This window comes from Symploca atlantica LB2515, from assembly GCF_052546295.1.
In genome coordinates this window covers 5,452,012-5,470,065 of record NZ_JBQWMT010000001.1, presented here as the reverse complement: position 1 = coordinate 5,470,065, position 18,054 = coordinate 5,452,012, and the positions used below count along the sequence as shown (strand labels likewise).

At 43.8% G+C, this 18,054-nt stretch carries 15 protein-coding genes and 1 tRNA gene; 8 read left to right on the top strand and 8 right to left on the bottom strand.

What is annotated here, in order from left to right:
- Nucleotides 1-58 precede the first annotated feature (58 nt).
- Complete coding sequence (locus ACT7WV_RS22710; RefSeq protein WP_445105056.1) at nt 59-430, bottom strand: DUF760 domain-containing protein; 372 nt, start codon at nt 428-430, stop codon at nt 59-61.
- Nucleotides 431-671: 241 nt separating this feature from the next.
- Nucleotides 672-1,721 carry a tRNA (adenosine(37)-N6)-threonylcarbamoyltransferase complex transferase subunit TsaD gene (gene tsaD, locus ACT7WV_RS22705; RefSeq protein ID WP_445105055.1) on the bottom strand — a complete coding sequence of 350 codons (1,050 nt, stop codon included), beginning with the start codon at nt 1,719-1,721 and terminating at the stop codon, nt 672-674.
- Between the two features lie 138 nt (nt 1,722-1,859).
- On the opposite strand from tsaD, the gene ACT7WV_RS22700 reads away from it, so the two are divergent.
- From ACT7WV_RS22700 to purH, 4 genes are all read left to right on the top strand, one after another.
- Nucleotides 1,860-2,177: a TMEM14 family protein gene (locus ACT7WV_RS22700; protein WP_445105054.1), complete on the top strand. Its 318-nt coding sequence runs from the start codon at nt 1,860-1,862 to the stop codon at nt 2,175-2,177.
- 378 nt (nt 2,178-2,555) lie between these two features.
- Nucleotides 2,556-3,053: a Photosystem I reaction center subunit III gene (locus tag ACT7WV_RS22695; RefSeq protein WP_445105053.1), complete on the top strand. Its 498-nt coding sequence runs from the start codon at nt 2,556-2,558 to the stop codon at nt 3,051-3,053.
- A gap of 60 nt (nt 3,054-3,113) precedes the next feature.
- A complete protein-coding gene (psaJ, locus tag ACT7WV_RS22690) occupies nt 3,114-3,242 on the top strand; it encodes a photosystem I reaction center subunit IX (RefSeq protein WP_445105052.1) in 129 nt (42 codons plus the stop codon).
- Between the two features lie 621 nt (nt 3,243-3,863).
- Nucleotides 3,864-5,423, top strand: coding sequence for a bifunctional phosphoribosylaminoimidazolecarboxamide formyltransferase/IMP cyclohydrolase (purH, locus tag ACT7WV_RS22685; protein ID WP_445105051.1), 1,560 nt, complete (start codon nt 3,864-3,866; stop codon nt 5,421-5,423).
- A 202-nt stretch (nt 5,424-5,625) separates the two neighbouring features.
- Here purH and ACT7WV_RS22680 read toward each other — a convergent pair whose 3' ends face one another.
- A complete protein-coding gene (locus ACT7WV_RS22680; RefSeq protein WP_445105050.1) occupies nt 5,626-6,729 on the bottom strand; it encodes a type I restriction endonuclease in 1,104 nt (367 codons plus the stop codon).
- 981 nt (nt 6,730-7,710) lie between these two features.
- On the opposite strand from ACT7WV_RS22680, the gene ACT7WV_RS22675 reads away from it, so the two are divergent.
- Nucleotides 7,711-9,732, top strand: coding sequence for a S9 family peptidase (locus tag ACT7WV_RS22675; protein WP_463424292.1), 2,022 nt, complete (start codon nt 7,711-7,713; stop codon nt 9,730-9,732).
- Between the two features lie 40 nt (nt 9,733-9,772).
- On the opposite strand, the gene ACT7WV_RS22670 is transcribed toward ACT7WV_RS22675, so the two are convergent.
- The 5 genes from ACT7WV_RS22670 to ACT7WV_RS22650 all read right to left on the bottom strand — a co-directional run bounded on the left by ACT7WV_RS22670 (nt 9,773) and on the right by ACT7WV_RS22650 (nt 12,235).
- Complete coding sequence (locus ACT7WV_RS22670) at nt 9,773-9,979, bottom strand: hypothetical protein (protein ID WP_445105048.1); 207 nt, start codon at nt 9,977-9,979, stop codon at nt 9,773-9,775.
- Between the two features lie 151 nt (nt 9,980-10,130).
- Nucleotides 10,131-10,213, bottom strand: a tRNA-Leu gene (locus ACT7WV_RS22665).
- The gene (locus tag ACT7WV_RS22660; RefSeq protein WP_445105047.1) at nt 10,192-11,067 is read right to left on the bottom strand and encodes a M48 family metallopeptidase; all 876 of its coding nucleotides are present in this window, start codon (nt 11,065-11,067) and stop codon (nt 10,192-10,194) included. Before ACT7WV_RS22660 ends, ACT7WV_RS22665 begins: the two co-directional genes overlap by 22 nt.
- Before the next feature lie 194 nt (nt 11,068-11,261).
- Complete coding sequence (locus ACT7WV_RS22655) at nt 11,262-11,684, bottom strand: tetratricopeptide repeat protein (protein WP_445105046.1); 423 nt, start codon at nt 11,682-11,684, stop codon at nt 11,262-11,264.
- 194 nt (nt 11,685-11,878) lie between these two features.
- Nucleotides 11,879-12,235: a HesB/IscA family protein gene (locus ACT7WV_RS22650; protein ID WP_445105045.1), complete on the bottom strand. Its 357-nt coding sequence runs from the start codon at nt 12,233-12,235 to the stop codon at nt 11,879-11,881.
- Nucleotides 12,236-12,486: 251 nt separating this feature from the next.
- Between ACT7WV_RS22650 and ACT7WV_RS22645 the strand changes: the two genes are divergently transcribed.
- From ACT7WV_RS22645 to ACT7WV_RS22635, 3 genes are all read left to right on the top strand, one after another.
- Nucleotides 12,487-14,124, top strand: a complete 1,638-nt coding sequence (locus ACT7WV_RS22645; RefSeq protein WP_445105044.1) for a DUF6930 domain-containing protein — start codon at nt 12,487-12,489, stop codon at nt 14,122-14,124.
- A 322-nt stretch (nt 14,125-14,446) separates the two neighbouring features.
- On the top strand, nt 14,447-16,111 hold the full coding sequence (locus ACT7WV_RS22640; RefSeq protein ID WP_445105043.1) for an ABC transporter substrate-binding protein: 1,665 nt from the start codon (nt 14,447-14,449) through the stop codon (nt 16,109-16,111).
- A gap of 103 nt (nt 16,112-16,214) precedes the next feature.
- Nucleotides 16,215-18,026, top strand: coding sequence for a sodium:solute symporter family transporter (locus ACT7WV_RS22635; protein WP_445105042.1), 1,812 nt, complete (start codon nt 16,215-16,217; stop codon nt 18,024-18,026).
- The last annotated feature ends 28 nt before the right edge of the window (nt 18,027-18,054 follow it).

The following is an 18,054-nucleotide window of genomic DNA, read 5'->3' as shown; positions in this document are numbered from 1 at the left end:
TTTCCTTTCTCAACTCATTACCAACTGTGCATTGCCGCCCCGCCCATCTAGATCAGCACTAGCTATCTTCTGATTCATCTTCCGAGCTTGAATTGGTTTCTGAGTTAGTTTCTGAAAGTAATTGCCAAGACTTTTCAAACGCCATTCGCTGTTCGGCATTATGCAGGAAGTAACCACTGATTATAGCTGAAGCTAGAAGCCGACCCAGATGTTCGCGACTCGTGGTAATCCCGATAGCAAAGTTTTCTGGAGGCAAAGTTCCTAGCAGACCAGTAATGTTACGTTCTATTACTTGAATAGCTGAGGCTGAAGGCTTGGAGAGTTGGGCAACAGTTTCCGGGTGCATTGATTGGACGTACTGCCAGAGTATGTCGCCACTTTCTGATTCGTTGCCAAAAAAGTCTGGTACTCGATTAGACAGATTATTCATGATAGTAATAGGTAGTAATCGGCAGGTTGTAAGTTTTTTAATCTTTGTACCTACCAATTTAGTCTGTTTGGTCTCGTATCGCAGTGAGTGCAACCGAACCGCCCTTGAGGGATTATCCCCACTAATGAAATTGTGCTTAAGGGGAAAGTAGTTGTTTGTCGTAAAAAACCCCGCTTGGGGGACTTCCCCCCAAACCCCCTTGACAAGGATTGATCGCTTGAGTTCAACCTAATACCAAGCTTTAACCTAAAGCCTTATAAAGCTGCATGACTTCGGTAATTGGCAAGCGTGATTGGACTCCCAAGGTAAGTGATGAACTATGCCCCCGACTCAGATGATCAGCCGCAGCACAGCCGATCATCGCTGCATTGTCGGTGCATAAATTGAGAGGGGGGAAGAGTATCTGTAAATTGTGACCAACAGCAGCTTCTTGCAGGTGTTTTCTCAGTCCGCTGTTAGCAGCAACACCGCCGCCAAGAGTGATGGTATCAAGTCCATAATCAAGGGCACAGCGAATCACACGTTTGGTTAGCGATCGCGCTACAGTTTCTTGGAAACTAGCAGCAAGATCACTAACTGGTAAATCGGATGTCTCCTGTTCTAGTTTTTGTACTAGTCGTAGCACTGCCGTCTTCAAACCACTGAAACTAGAGTCGTAGGGGTGGTAACCGCCGCTAGGAAGGGAAACTTTGCCTTCTGGTAGGGGAAAGGCTGCTGGATTACCTTGCTTGGCGAGTTTGTCAATTGCTGGCCCGCCTGGATAGCTTAAGTTCAACAACCGGGCTACTTTATCAAAAGCTTCTCCAGCTGCATCGTCACGGGTTGCGCCCAGCATTTCGTATTTTCCGCAATCTTTGACGTAAATCAGGCTGGTATGACCACCAGAAACTAACAAACATAAAAACGGTGGCTTCAACTCTGGCTCACTCAGATAAGTAGCGTAAATGTGACCTTCCAGGTGATGGATACCGAGGAAAGGCTTTTGGTGGACAACGGCTAAGGTCTTAGCAGCAGTTAAACCCACTAACAGGGAACCTACTAGGCCTGGTGCACAGGTTGCTGCTACACCGTCAATGGCTCCCCAGTCTAGTTGAGCTTCCAATAGAGCAAATGCGATCGCTTCATTAATTTTTTCTACATGAGAGCGTGAAGCTACTTCTGGAACAACACCGCCATACATCTGGTGAACTGGGATTTGGGAGGACACTATACTACTGCAACAGGTGCGATCTTTGACGATCGCGACTGCTGTTTCATCACAACTGGTTTCTATTGCCAACACGCAAGCCATAGACAAACTTACCTTGATAATTTTTGAGACACTTACCCAACCTCAAACAGCTATGTTAAGTTTTCTGCCAACTCTGACATTGAGGTACAGAGCTAAGGTTATAAAAAGTTCAGTCCTGAAACTTCAATAAATTGGAAAATGAATCCAGTTATAGCAGCACCACTGGCTTACGGTCTCCTCGCCATGATTGGGGGAGTGATGGGTTACCTGAAGGTTAAGAGCAAAATGTCGATCATTTCCGGTTTGGTTAGTGGTCTTTTGCTGGTTTTTAGTGCCATTGTGCAACTCCAAGGACACCAATGGGGCTTAACTCTGGCTTCGGTTGTGGCAGCAGCACTAGTAATTATCTTTGCTGTGCGTCTGGTCAAAACTCGCAAGTTCATGCCTGCTGGTCTGATGATTATTGCAGGTGTACTTTCTTTAGGAGTAATGCTCTATCCACTAGTACAGCTCTAGTAGTTGACAAAGCTGTTGTGGGGTCGGTAACGAGTGTGTTCAGTTAAGGCTGAATGCTTATTGATCTTGATTAAGCCTCTAATGCCTCTTTATATAAATTAACATTTTATGAGGTTGACGCGGTTTGATTAGCCTGCTAAAAACGAGCTTAATAGGTCAGATATTCAACCATAGCTAGAGATGACAATCACCAGGCAGCAGAGTTGATAGCTATGCTCAAATTATCAATGTCTTTCAATTTTGAGGATACACAATCTACTTTAATTTAATTAAACTTTACTAGATTAACCAGGCAGAGTTAAGATTGCTTGAGTACAAAAATAGCTGCATTATTTTGTACATATAAGTTTTTGTTTCGTAACAAAAGGAAACAATTCAATGCGACGATTGTTGGCTCTGCTTTTTGCCGTAACGCTATGGTTTGGTTGTGTAAGCTCTGCTTCTGCTACAGAGGTAGCAGGACTTGTACCTTGTAGTGAATCTCCTGCTTTTCAGCAACGTGCTAAAAGCGCTCGTAATACTACTGATAATCCTCGCTCAGGTAAAGAAAGATTTGAGCGTTATTCTCAGGCAATGTGTGGACCTGAGGGGTTACCTCACCTGATTGTGGATGGCCGTTTGAGCAAGGCTGGCGACTTTTTAATTCCTAGCCTTATCTTTCTTTATATAGCTGGCTGGATTGGTTGGGTTGGTCGTAGTTATCTGCAAGCGATTAAAAAAGAAAAAAGCCCAGAAGAAAAAGAAATCATCATCGATGTGCCCATGGCGATCAGCAAAATGCTCTTCGGCTTTACCTGGCCACTAGCAGCATTAAAAGAAATCACCACTGGTGAAATGTTTGCTAAAGATGATGAAATTACCGTTTCACCGCGTTAGTAGAGACATTTTATTAATCTGTTTCTGCTTGACTGACTTAACAATTTGAGGAAAATTTTCATGTCGGATTTACTCAAGTATCTTTCCACCGCACCGGTGTTAATGTTTACTTTGTTGTTCGTTACTGCGGGAATTTTGATTGAATTTAACCGCTTTTTCCCTGACCTGCTCTTCCATCCCATGCCTTAGGTTTTACTGGGTCTTGAAGAGAGGTTAATAGCTAATAAGAAACTCGCGATTGTTTAGTTGCCAAGCATTAGCTTCCTTAGCAGCGTTAAAGCGTTAGTAAGGACACTAGTAGTACAGAGTAGGATGTACTAGCAGCAACAACTTGTCGCGGGTTTCGTGATTGTTAAAGATATAATTTCTAGAGCCGTATTCTTGCAGCAGTTGCCAATCTTTTTAGCTTAATTGTAACGACAGTAAGATATTCAAAATTTGAATATAACTTGAACGAGTCTCTCCCATCTCCTTAAAGCCTATTTCCAGGTATTCAGAGCGAAAAATTGTTCTGCGATCGCTTAAACATGCAGTGGTCAAGTATCGGTGAATAGCGAACAGTCTGATCACTGATAAAAATAGGACTTACGCACTGCAGAAGCTAGTTTAAGGGATTGGCTTCTAGCTCCTGCGGAGCCGCTACACTAAGGCTATCCCTCAGAATGACCTAATTTCCTATTCAGCGCGTAAGTCCTGAAAAAGATGCTTTCCTCTTGAAAGTACTTCCTTGGTGGAAATTTTTCTAAGCTTTGTGTCGTTCCATACCCAAGGCATTTATCCTGGAAAAGTTGCCTCACAGGGAGACTACTTATGGGACGTTTAGCACTGCTGAGTGTGTCTGATAAAACAGGGCTAATTGAGTTTGCCCGTCAGTTGGTGGAAGAATTTGAATTTGAGTTAATCAGCAGTGGTGGAACGGCCAAAGCGCTGCAAGAGGCGGGATTGCCAGTAACAAAAGTTTCTGATTACACAGGTTTTCCTGAGATTTTAGGTGGCAGGGTAAAAACCCTACACCCCAGGATTCACGGGGGAATTTTGGGGCGTCGTAACTTGCCGCAAGATCAACAAGAGATGGAAGAACACCAGATTCGTCCCATTGATTTAGTAGTGGTGAACCTCTACCCCTTTGAAAAAACAATTGCTCGTCCAGATGTGACTCAAGAGGAAGCAATTGAGAATATTGACATTGGTGGCCCTGCCATGCTTAGAGCGGCTGCGAAGAATTATGCTAATCTGAGCGTATTATGCAATCCGGGAAATTATCACGACTATGTGCGGGAAATCCAACAAAATAACGGTGAAGCTCCCTTAAACTTCCGGAAAATCTGTGCCCAGAGAGCATTTTGGCATACTGCCGCTTATGACAGAGCGATCGCTAATTACCTCAGTGGCGACTCTCTGCAAACCAAGATTCCTGGACAAGCGACACCACCGCCACAGTTTGCCCTATCAGGACAGCGATTACAACCCCTGCGTTACGGAGAAAATCCCCATCAACCAGCAGCTTGGTATCAAGTTGGGGCAGTACCAACAGGCTGGGCGAGTGCTTCCATTCTTCAGGGCAAAGAACTCAGTTACAACAATTTGGTGGATTTGGAAGCAGCACGCAGGATTATTGCTGAATTTACGGATACTCCAGCCGTAGCGATTCTCAAGCATACCAATCCCTGTGGCGTGGCCTTGGGAACAACCTTGACTCAGGCTTATCAAAAAGCTTTACAAGCTGATGCTGTTTCCGCTTTTGGGGGAATTGTTGCCCTAAATCAGCCGATTGACGCCTCTACGGCGAAGGAACTAACCAAAACGTTTTTAGAGTGTGTCGTTGCACCTGGTTGTGAAGCCGAAGCGCAGGAAATTCTAGCGAAGAAATCGAACCTACGCGTGTTAGTTTTACCAGATTTGAGCAGTGGACCGCAGCAGACAGTAAAAGCGATCGCTGGTGGTTTTTTGGTGCAAGCAGCCGATGAAGCCCTCAATGTGCCAGATCAGTGGCAAGTAGCAACGGAAAAACAACCGACACCTGAACAATTAGCGGAATTACTCTTTGCCTGGAAAGTTGCCAAGCATGTCAAGTCTAATGCCATTGTCATCACGCGCGATGGCGCGACTTTAGGTGTCGGTGCTGGTCAAATGAACCGTGTGGGTGCCGTGAAAATTGCTCTAGAACAAGCTGGCGAAAAAGCTCAAGGAGGTATTCTCGCTAGTGATGGCTTTTTCCCCTTTGACGACTCGGTGCGAACTGCTGCTGCTGCTGGGATTGAGGCAATTGTGCAACCGGGTGGTAGTGTGCGAGATCAAGATTCCATTCAAGCGGCAAACGAACTAGGGTTGGTGATGGTTCTCAGTGGCATGCGTCACTTTTTACACTAAAAGTAAAAGTGGCAAGTGGCAGGTAGATTATCGAGGAAGAATCAAGGTGGTAGGTGGTAGTAGGTCATCAAGTTTGAATTGAGGGTTGACATCCTCCTCGCCTGAAGGAAATTCGGTCTAGGCGACCTCTTTAATTCAGGCGGGGATGCCCCACATTGCTGTTAGAGATTCCTGATTCTGCCACACCACTTACGACACTGCGCTACTGTTCAGCAGTTTCAGACTCTAGGGTAATATTTTTTGCTAGATACATCGCTCTGTCTTTGAGAATTTCAGCTATCCCATAAATTTCATTGAGGGTTGAAAGAGGCTTCTTCGCTTCTTTGCCACTAGCATCAAGAATAGCGAGACTTTTTTTGTTGGGAAAAAATCGAAGACGGCAGATAGTTTTTGAAGCCTTGCCATCCAAATTAATACCAAAATAACTTCTGGTGTCCTTATACTGAATACGCTCAATATCTACAACTTCACGTAAAATTGCCTTAACAATATGAAAAGCCTCTAGTTCCTCCTCTGTCGTAACTATCCCCTCAATATCCGATGGGGAATCTGTTTCTGAATCTTGAGCCTCAGTTGAAGGGGTTGGGGGTTCTACATTAATGACAGCAGATATTGTTGCTGTAATGCGTTCGTTAATAAATTCCTTGAGTGAACGCTTAGTAATCTCTGTGAATCTTTCCGCAACCGAGGCAACAAGCCTACCAGAATATACTTGACTGGCAAAGAACTTAACGAATTCAGGAGATGGATCGACTAACTGCTCAGCCATGAGTCGCTTGATCTCATTCGTATAAAGTAGTGTTCGTGCCACGTCTTCTAGCTCATTTGGGTCAAAACCTGACTTAGAAAATCGTTTAAGTTCATTAATGCTGGATTCGTTAAAGTCCAACATGTTGAATTCAAAGAAAGGCTTTTCATCCATGATGTTGGGCTTCTCTGTATCGGTATAAAACCGATACATAATGCCATTTGTTAAGATGCTAAATTTTGCTAGAGTGGTATGAAAATAACGGTGTAGTTGAGAACTGTGTTTGGGATTTTCTAAGCTGCCACCACACCACTTACATTCAATCAAGATGGCGGGATTACCATCTATGATGATTGCATAATCTACCTTTTCACCTTTTAATCCAGGCACATCGGCTGTAAATTCGGGGCAAACCTCCATGGGGTTAAAAACGTTGTACCCTAAAGCATTAATAAAAGGCATCACAAAAGCGCTTTTGGTCGCTTCTTCTGTTTTAATTTGTTCTCTGAGTTTGGAAATTTGCTGAGAAATAGATTTAATTTGGTCGATAAAGTCCATTCTTATTTTTCTCTAATTAATGTTTAATTGTTTAATTACTAGGTTATTATTCTCAGACTTGTAGATTATGTCCGGAAAAACAACTGGACGATAGGACAATTTTCCGGTTTATTTCCCTTCCCCCTCCTCATTGGGCTTGCTCGGCTTCTGTTCTAAGTGTGGAGGGTTGATATTTTTGTTAACGTTTACGTAATGTTCTCCCTGGTGTATAACTTGAGTCCAGGATCTATGAGAAGGGAATTGCTGTAGGGCAGTACTCAGGTTGAGACAGTCACCGGACTCAACAGGCTACATGATAGCGATCGTTGCTGAGATAGGTTCTCCTTGGCTGGTTGGGGTAAGCTTTAGTCAGTCACCCCCACAGTTCCGAGGAGTTAAGTCCTGTACAAATCAACCATAATATGTGTCACACAGCTTCAAATTAAATTGGTATAACACCTAATAACCCGTGAAAATTGCTGTAAGCAATTCCTCCTCCTGGGTGAACCGTGAGAATGAATTAATATCATCTAATTAGATGAGCTGACTGTATGAAGTTGGGGTCGGGTTTTCAATTGTAATCTGGCAATATATAGAGATATTAATTGGCTACCTAATCCAGATCAGATTAATAGACCTCTTGCATAAATGCGAAATCCAACCTCTCAATGTATTGATTTGGCGTTGTAAAAATGGACTTTTGCAAGAGGTCTAATCAAACCTAGTTGCCTTCTCCGGTATTTTTCAATGACACCGGATGCGCGGAAAATGGCTAAGATTTAAGGGTTAACTGAATTGTGTTCTCAGCTTTCTTTTCAGCACTCTCAACTGGTGCCGCTTGATTACCAAATTCATACCATAACCATAAGTCGATAAATGTCAAAAAGAGGAGCCAATTTCATGAGATGGATCAAGTGGACTACAGCAGTGCTGCTGATTGCTTCTGTAGAACTCATGATCAGTAATGCTGCTCTTGCTCAAGAGGAAAATCAATTGCCAGCAATGGAAACTGCTAGCTCTGTACAAAACAACAACTACTTAGAAAAACTGCCGCCTCTAATTGACCGAGAGGTTTTCTTTAGCAACCCACAAATTGCTAACGCAAAGCTTTCACCGGACGGAAAATTTTTGGCATTTCAAAAGCCTCTCAATGATGTACTCAATGTTTGGGTAAAACGCCTTGATCAACCTTTCGAGGCAGCACGTCCGGTTACAGCAGATACAGATAGACCAGTACCCTCCTACTTCTGGAGCGAAGACGGACAATATATTCTTTACAGTCAAGATAAAGGCGGTAACGAAAACTTCCACCTTTATGCCGTTGATCCTGCTGCTGCTACTGCCAATAAATCCTCACCTCCTGAGGCCCGCGACTTAACGCCCTACGATAATCTTCAGGCTCGCATCTATGCTGTGCCAGAGACCACACCTAACTACATTATTGTGGGTCTTAATGACCGTAATCCACAGCTACACGACGTTTACCGTTTGAATTTAACCACAGGAGAACGGGAGCTATTGATCAAAAATGAGCAGAATGTGTCTAGCTGGAAGGCAGATCGAGAAGGCAACATTCGCCTAGCCGTGCGACAGACAGAGGATGGCGGTACGGAAATTTTGCGGGTTGATGAGGGCGAAACTTTAGAGCCTGTGTATACCTGTGATTTTGAGGAAAGCTGCTATCCGATCCGCTTTCACAAAGACGGCGAGCGCGTCTACATGGAAACCAACAAAGGAGACGATCTAGACCGAACTCGCCTGATTTTATTCAATCCTGAAACTCAAGAAAGCGAGTTGGTTGAGGTCGATCCAGAGCAGGAAGTTGATTTTGGAGGTGCCATTTTCTCAGAAGCAACGGATGAGTTGATTGGTACTTACTATATTGGCGATCGCTTGCGGATTTATCCCCAAAATCAAGAATTTGGCCAGGATCTGGCTTTCCTTAAGCAAGAACTGCCACCAGGGGATTTTTATTTAAATTCAACCACAGATGATGATCGTCTAGTTCTAGTTACGGTTCAGCAGGATATTGACCCTGGTTCCACCTACCTCTTTAACCGAGAGACTCGCCAGCTCGAAAAACTCTACGAATCTCGTCCAGAACTGCCCAGCGAAGATTTGGCTCCCATGCGTCCAATTCGCTACACTGCTCGCGACGGTTTAGAGATTCCTGCCTACCTGACGACACCCAAGGGCGTTGAAGCACGTAATTTGCCCGTTGTTATCCTTCCCCATGGTGGCCCTTGGGCTCGGGACATGTGGGGTTATGATCCTATGGCTCAGTTTTTAGCTAATCGTGGCTATGCAGTGCTACAGCCCAATTTCCGGGGTTCCACTGGCTATGGTAAAGCCTTTCTCAATGCTGGCAATAAGCAGTGGGGAACTGGTGCCATGCAGCATGACATCACCGACGGGGTTAAATACTTAATTGAGCAGGGCATTGCTGATCCAGAGCGAGTTGCCATTTTTGGGGCTTCTTATGGAGGTTATGCTACTTTAGCTGGTCTAGCTTTTACTCCTGACCTTTACGCAGCAGGTATTTCCTACGTTGGTCCCTCGAACATTCTCACTTTAATTGAGGCAATTCCCCCGTACTGGTTGCCCATCAAAAAAAGTTTTACACTGCGCGTCGGGGATCCAGAAAATCCCGAGGAGTTGCAGCGCCTGCGTCAGCAATCCCCTCTCTTTTCTGCCGAGGAAATTAAAGCTCCACTACTAGTAATTCAGGGGGCAAATGATCCGCGTGTCAAGAAAGCAGAGTCCGATCAAATTGTGGTTGCTCTACGTAATTTAGGTCGTGATGTGAAGTATTTGGTGGCACCCAACGAGGGACATGGCTTTAGAAATGAAGATAATCGACTGGCAGTAACGGCAGCAATTGAAGACTTTTTCGGCAGTAAACTTGGGGGACGTGTTCAAGAATCGATGTCGCCACAAATCAAAGCACGCTTAGAAGCTCTGAGTGTAGATGTGAGTAAAGTCAAGGCTCCTGAGTCCATTTCTGAGGCAGAAGCAGGGCAATAATCCTTCCTTAGACCTCAATTATCCGGTTTCAATGCTGTTTTTAAATTGAGCAAAAAATAGGGGGAAGAGAACTTATATCTCTTCCCCTTTGCTGATTGTGATTATGCCCTTTGGGATTATCTTTGAGTTTCCGACGCAGCATTTGAGTTTGTTTTTTGAGCTGTCTGCGTCTGGCAGATCCACCTTTACCTTTATCATTTCTCCCTTCTTTGCGGGGTGATTCCCAGCGTTTAAGCCGCTTTACCATTATTGTTTTCTCCTTGAGCAAAATCTAAATTAAAAATTTTCTAGTTATAACTTCTCAGATGCAGAATCTAATCCTTTCTCTAGTTTTAACCTATAGGACAAGGCTCCCAGTTAATCTACCTGGAAGCCCGGCTGTCCAGGATTTTGGAGAGTGGGCGGAGAGAGACTCGAACTCTCACGACCAAAGGCCGCTACATTTTGAGTGTAGTGCGTCTACCAATTTCGCCATCCGCCCTTGGAGGCAACCTTCTTATTATAGCCAACTTGTGGCTGTTCTAACAAGGACTGATAAGTTTGAGAACTAGCCCAACGATCAATCTCCCGCGCCCGTAGTACTGGCACTGGGTGACTCAGTTGTGCTGTCTGCGCTGATTTGAGCAATTCGCCCAGCTCTGTCTTGCTAATGGCATCATAAGCCCTAGCTTGCTCAATAAAGGCGTCTAGGTTGAGTTGTGGTGCCAGTGTAGGGGAACCGCCAGCTAGTTTCATGAGTACAGACATCACTACCCTAGGGTTTTGAGTTGCCAACAGCGCCGCGCGATCGCAAGTAAATTCCGCACAACGCAACCACTCCAGCAACTGTTCCTGTAGACTTTGAGCAACTACGGTTCCCCAGTTGGGTATTAAACTGGCGGCGACAACAATAATGTTGAGGGGTGTTAAGTAAACTCCATGCTCGCACTTCAGGTGACCTAGTTCATGAGCAATTACCGCCTGAATTTCTTCCGGCGTTAGCATGTCGATCAAGGAAGTATGCAGGACAATAAAAGGCTGTTTGCCCCGCATTGCAAAAGTATAGGCATTAGGAACCGGGTTTTGCTGTACATATAGCTGAGGCGGCTCTAGATCTAAAGTTTGACAGGCTTCTAGGAGCAACTTATGAAGCTGCGGCAGTTGCTTTTCACTCACCAACACGCTGGCGGCTATATTATTAAGATGAAAAAACTGTTCCGCTACGGAGCCTAGCAGACTTCTTACCATCAAGTCGAGACCAGGCAACTGTTTGAGAGATTTAGTTGCTTGCAAGTCTAGGGGATGGCGGAACTGATCTGCCTTGAGACCAACCAGTGTTTTTTTGGAAAAAGTCATACAGACAACTGTAAATCAAGTAAATGTTGTTGAGCGATAAGGCTAAGGAATTCACTCCCATCGGTCTGAAAAATAACCATGTCAGAAAGCTACTAAGACTTTGGCTATCACTCCGAAAACAGACAGTTCACCACTAACTACTATCTAGTATATCGAGGCAGAACATTTACTGATCAGCTACCAATTGGCACTCCTTACATCTCAAATAGCCAATTTTTGACGCGATTTAAGCTATCCCACTGAGGTTTTCTGCTGAGGCCATCTTCAATACTCTCAGATACTTCATCTCGGAGTTCTGGATCAATCGCTATCTGCTGTTTAACTATGTCGATGTGTTTCCGAACACCGGTTTTGCCCGTCTCTAGCATGGCAAGAGCCAGATTAATTTGTGCTTGAGGAGCATTGGGAGCTAACTTCACGCTTTTGAGAGCTACTTTATAAGCCTGCGGAGATTTATCTTCGAGCAAATATAGCCAAGCCAGACAACTCCAGGCTACAGGATTTTTCGGAGAACGCTCACATATTTCTTGGAAAACAGGAACCAGTGTATCCGGGCCTTCACCGGCTTTATAGCGTTCTAAGCCAAGATCGAAAAGGGAGTTAGGGGACTCAGTCATGGATAGTTGTTAATTTAATTCTGCTAGATTTAGCGGCAATTTGCCACTGAGCAAAAAATATACCAGACCCAGCTCAATTTGGATCTGGCAAGATTGAAAACCGAGCCATTGAGATTAGCGACCACGGCTTACCCTAGCTTAGTCATCAGCAGTCGCTTTTCTGTTGGAACCAAAAACAGTGCAATTAACCTGCCTTAGACGCCAAAAGACTTACCACAGCCACAGCTTTGAGCAGCATTTGGGTTGGTAAATTGGAAACCACCACCAATCATGGAGTTGCTGTAGTCGAGTACCAGGCCGTAGAGATAAAGTATGCTTTTCGGGTCGCAGATGATTTTGAAACCGTCGTAGTCAAAGACGTTATCATCTTCTCTAACTTTGCTGGCTTCTTCAAAATCCATCATGTACGACATACCAGAACAACCGCCTTGGCGCACACCAACCCGCAAGTAGAGTTCTTTTCCTTGACTCTCTCGCAGGGCCAAAACATGCTGGAGGGCGGCTTCTGTCAGTTGTATCCCTTTTTGTTGTGGCTGAGTTGCTTGTGTCATTAGTAGTTTATGACTCCTAATTAATCTTTCGTATAAGTGAGTTTAGTCTTCCACTCTACAGTACCAAGTTTATCGATATTATCGGCTTAGTAGTGAATTCGCTTTTCAACAACAAGGTAAATAAAAACTGCCAAGCGACGACATTAATAATAAAGGAACAGCCTGGAAATTATTGAGGTTTAATAGGAGTATCCACCCAAAAACTGACTGTTCCCGGTCAGCCTTTCCGCACTCAAAGCAAGCTACCTGATATGTCTGGTCTCAATAAAACTACCTGTCGTCGTCTCAAAAATTTACAACAGATTTCTAGTGTTTGGGAGGGTGACCGTCGTCCTTTATCAACTTTATCGGATGGTCTGGAACAGACTGCCGAAGGTAGCAGTGAATGTATTATTTGGGTGGATGGTTCTGAAGGAATTGTGCGGTCTATGGACGTGATCTCACCTGACATGGGACCAGAGGCAATTGTTCGCGCCTTGCTCAGAGCAATGGAATATCCCCAAAGTCCTGGAAGACCAGCAAGACCAGCGAAAATCGTCGTTCGAGATCGAGAAATTCAGTTTTTTTTGCGGGGTGTACTGCAAGAATTAGAAATTGCCATTGATTATGTTCCAGGTTTGCCCCTAATTGACGAATTATTTCGCGGTTTTGAGGAAATTGCTGCCACCAGACAGCCCCAGCTACCTCCCCAGTATGCAGACCTTTTGCTGAGCAAAGCTTATGAAATTTGGAATTATGCCCCCTGGGAACTGCTAGCTGACCACAATATCATCTCAATTGAATTAAACCGATGGGATGTGGGAACTTTGTATGCTTCAGTGATGGGCATGCTGGGTATGGAGTATGGAGTATTGCTCTATCGCTCTCTCGATTCTCTGCAAAGATTTCGAGCATCAGTATTAACTCAGGATTCTTTTGAGGCAATGGAAAAGGCTTTCTTAGGACAAGATTGCTTGTTTCTAACTTTTGGCAAAGTTGATGATGACTCAGAAGATGATGAAGAAAACGATGAATTTGACTTAGCTGACCTGTCGGTGTCAGAAATTATTCCTGGCTTTGGAGCGGTACATCCTTTTGAAGGTATGCGACCCTTTTTGTATGAAGAAGAAGCAATCGCAGTCTACGTTGCCCTGGAAGCACTTCATCGCTTTTTAAGAGCTTCCTATCGGCAGTTAGTCCACAACAACTTTCCAGTAATTAATAAGCGTTACCGCATACCTATACCCTTAGATGGTGAGTTAAAGCCTACAGCTACCGTTAAAGTTGCCACTCTCCCCGAATTGGCATCGGATTTGTTAGAAATGGTCGATTTAACCGTTGAAGAAGATTTTGATGAATCCGACATTTCCGTACCCCTAAGAGATGACTTGGTGCCAAAAGATGCCTTTCTTAGCTTGGGTATGATTCCTTGGGAAAGTGTCGCCAAGTTGCGCTCCGGTGTTGATTGCTATCAGTCGATGAACCTTAAGGAAGCAGGAGAGGGCATGCCTGTGATTTTAATTCAAACCACTCGCCCCAAAGCTAAAGTACTCATTGAGCAAATTCAAACAGCGGGTGGCCTTAAGGGTATTTGCTTCAATCCGGGAGAAGATCCCGTGGAAGGTGAGGGTTATGATTTAGGAATTCTCCAGACTCAAAATAGCACTCTGTATCTATTTGGCGAATTTCCTGAAGCCGACCCTACCCACATTGCTGCTCGCCAAAAGTGGGATCAGCGATGTAAAAAAATTCAAGGATATTGTGGTTTAATCATTGCCAGGGGACTCAAAGGCGCATCTGGCGGTAATCCCCAGCCTCGGGACATTATGGCTCTATTTGAGACGCGATCGCTCTCAGCAAAGGAACTAGGATTAGGTATGCTACAGTTAATGCCTGAGTTTGAACTATAAAGTCTAAGCTTATTGAATTAGTCGATGATGACTAAGGCTTCCGTATATATCTAGATATAGATGGGTTTTAATCAATTCCATCTAGCCTAAAAATTGGGTGTTTAACAAGTCTTATTAACTATTTTCTATTTTAAATTAACCATTAACTAACTATTAGACCTCTCCAGAAATTAGATTTTGGCTCAGGCAGCAGGAGGGCTTCAGGTTCTTTTTTGGAGATGTCTATTGATTAGAGTAACTAAGTGAAGCTATATATATCAATACTCTAGTTTCCATGATCAAGATAGTTAGTGGTGAGTAATTGCCAAGCTTAAAAATCCCTATGCACATGATCAACAGGTTTCAGATGTACCGCAAACAGTGGCGGTCAATTGGCAAATTACTGGCTCTGTCCGTCTGTTGCTGTTTACTAGTGATTAGTTGTGGTGATCGCTCAACTACAGAACAGACAAGTTCACCTAGTCCTAGCGTTAGTCAGAGCAGCCGGTTAATAGTCGGCACAACCTTAAAGCCAAGAACCCTTGACCCAGCAGATGCTTATGAGTTAGCGACAAGTAACATTCTCTACAGTTTGGGCGATCGCCTCTACACTTACAAGCTCGGCACCTCGGAACTAGTACCACAACTGGCTACAGAACTACCTAAAATAAGTGAAGACGGTCTAACTTATACGATTCCCCTACGTAAAGAGGTTGTCTTTCATGACGGGACGCCCTTTAGTGCCGAGGCAATGGCATTTTCCCTGAAGCGGTTTATGGAAAATGGTGGCAAACCTTCCTCTCTACTAGTAGATGTAGTGGACTCTGTTGAGGCATCTGGGGAGTACGAACTTACCATCAAACTCAAGAATTCTTTTGCTGCGTTTCCTTCCCTATTAGCTTTTTCAGGAATGTGTGCCGTCTCTCCTCAAGCTTATGAGATTGGTAGTGGTAAATTCCAACCGACAAAGTTTGTCGGGACTGGCCCTTATAAGCTGGTTGACTTTAAACCAGACTCGATTCGGCTTGACGTTTTTGAAGGCTATTGGGGAGAAAAACCCCCAAACCAAGGACTAGACTTTCAAATCCTCACCAGTTCTGCTAATTTGTTTAGTTCCATCACAACTAGTGCCGTAGACATTGCTTATCAAAGCCTAGATCCAGACCAAATCCTCAGTCTGCAAGATCAGGCAGCATCCGGTAGCTGGCAAGTGATTGATGCCCCAAGCAATAATGTCAGCTATTTGGTACTTAATACGCAGCTAGAGCCATTTAAACAACCAGAAGTAAGACAAGCGATCGCGGCGCTGATCAACCGTAAACTGATCAATGAGCGTGTTCTCAGAAATCAGGCACAGCCAGCCTTCAGCCTGATTCCTACTAGCTTTGAAGTTTCTCAGCCAACTTTTGAAACAACTTACGGTGATGGCAATATTTCCCAAGCCAAGGAACTGCTCACTCAAGCAGGATTTAGCAAGGAAAATCCCTTAACATTTGAAATCTGGTATCCGTCTGGTTCTGCAACTCGGCAACAGGTTGCCAGCCTGCTGAGAGAATATGCAGCCAAGGAACTAGAAGGAACGGTGGAAATCCAGCCACAAGCTGTAGAGTCAGCCAACTTCTTTGGCAACATTGGCAAAGGAATTTATCAGAGCGCTTTAGTAGATTGGTATCCTGATTTTGCCGATCCTGACAACTTCATCCACCCCTTGGTGAGTTGTACCAGAGGTTCAGAAGCTGAGGGTTGTCAAGAGGGAGCTAGTAAAAGCCAGGGTTCATTTTACTATAGCGATCGTATGAATCAGCTAATTGAACAGCAGCGCGCTGAACAAAATCCTGAAGCTCGTCAGAAAATTTTTGTCGAGATACAAGAACTACTAGCTAAAGATGTTCCTGTAATTCCTCTATGGCAACCAAAAGAATATGCTTTTGTCCAAAAAGGAATTGAGGAATTTAAGCTAGATCCAATTCAGCAGTTACCTCTTTGGGACATTAAGAAAGCAACCTAGCTGAGAAGCTATCCACAAATTATAATTGAAGCCCCACAGGTTTAACCTGTGGTTTTTCTGCTAATATCGGCTTTTCAGAGCAACTCTAAGCCGTTATCTTGCTATGCATCTAATTGATTATGCCATTGTCATTTGCTATTTAATAGCCATAGTCATTTTTGGAGTAATTCTCGAACGAAAAGCTTCTCAGGGAATAGACTCATATTTTCTGGGAAATCGCAAGATGTCCTGGTGGGCTTTAGGTGCCTCTGGGATGGCTTCTAATACTGATCTCGCTGGCACGATGGTGATTACGGCTTTAGTCTATGCCTTAGGAAGTCAGGGATTTTTTATTGAAATCCGTGGTGGAGTTGTCTTAATTATGGCAATTTTGATGACTTTTATGGGCAAGTGGAACAGGCGAGCTAAAGTGATGACTTTAGCTGAATGGATGCGCTTGCGTTTTGGTTCAGGACGTGAAGGTAATACTGCCAGAATTATCAGTGCCTTTGCTAATATTGTCTTTGCTATTGGTGCTGTTAGTTACTTCTCGGTTGGAGGGGGGAAATTCTTTGGGCAATTTCTAGGCATTGATGACCGTTATGCCTCAATTTTTCTAATTTTAATGGCTCTAATTTATACCACTGTCAGTGGTTTTTACGGCGTAATTTGGACAGATGTATTTCAGGGTATCTTGATTTTTATTGCAATTATTTATGTCTGCGTAATTGCTTTACAAACTGCTATTTTACCTGCTGAATTTACGGTTTCTCTTCCCTTGGGAGATGGTAAGTTTCAACAAATTACCACCACTCTCGCGGATTGGAGCAGTATGTGGCCCAAAATGGAACTTGACCTGCCGGGGCAATATGCCATATTTAATTTGCTGGGTGGAGTCATTTTCTTTTATACATTGAAAACCATTATGGAAGGTTTTAGCGGCGGGGGCGGCTATATTATTCAACGATATTTTGCTGCCAAAAGCGATCGCGAAGCTGGATTACTTTCCTTATTCTGGATCTTCTTACTAGCATTTCGTTGGCCTTTGGTTACAGCTTTTGCTGTACTCGGTATCCATTACGGCATTACCAACGAAGTAATTGCTGATCCAGAACTGGTTTTACCTACAGTAATTGCCGCCTATATCCCGATAGGCATCAAGGGATTACTAGTAGCTAGTTTTATGGCAGCAGCAATGTCTACTTTTGACTCGATTATCAACGCTAGTGCTGCTTATTGGGTAAAAGATATTTATCAAGCCTATATCAATCCCCAGGCTTCTAACCAACAACTTATCGCCCAAGGTCGTTGGGCATCTATTCTAATTGTGGTGTCAGGATTGCTTTTTAGTTTCAATATTACGAACATCAACGATATTTGGGGATGGCTAACTCTGGGATTGAGTGCTGGACTTTATATTCCTTTACTCCTGAGATGGTATTGGTGGCGCTTCAATGGCTATGGGTTTGCCGCTGGCACACTAGTAGGAATGATGGCGGCAATACTAACTAAAGTAGTAATATTGCCTAACTTCAATAACCTGCAATTTCAAGAATATGCCCTATTTTTAATTCCTAGTGTGTGTTCGTTAATAGGATGTATCGTGGGGACAATTTTTACTCCAGCAACTGACCCTGAAGTTATGTTCAATTTTTACAGAGTCACTAGACCATTTGGTTTTTGGCAGCCAGTTAGCCGAAGGCTCCCAACAAATATTCAGGCAAAAATCAAAGTAGAAAACCAACGAGATATTCTCTCTACATTAATAGCTATTCCCTGGCAATTAATTTTATTTCTGGCAGGAATGATGCTAATTATGAAACGCTGGGATAACTTTGGATGGCTGCTGCTGTTGTTTATTTTACTTTCAATTGCTTTATACTTTACCTGGTTTAGACATCTCTCGAAAGAAGTTACAATCAATGATAAAAAATAAACAGGGCGATATTGAACAACCCCAGAGT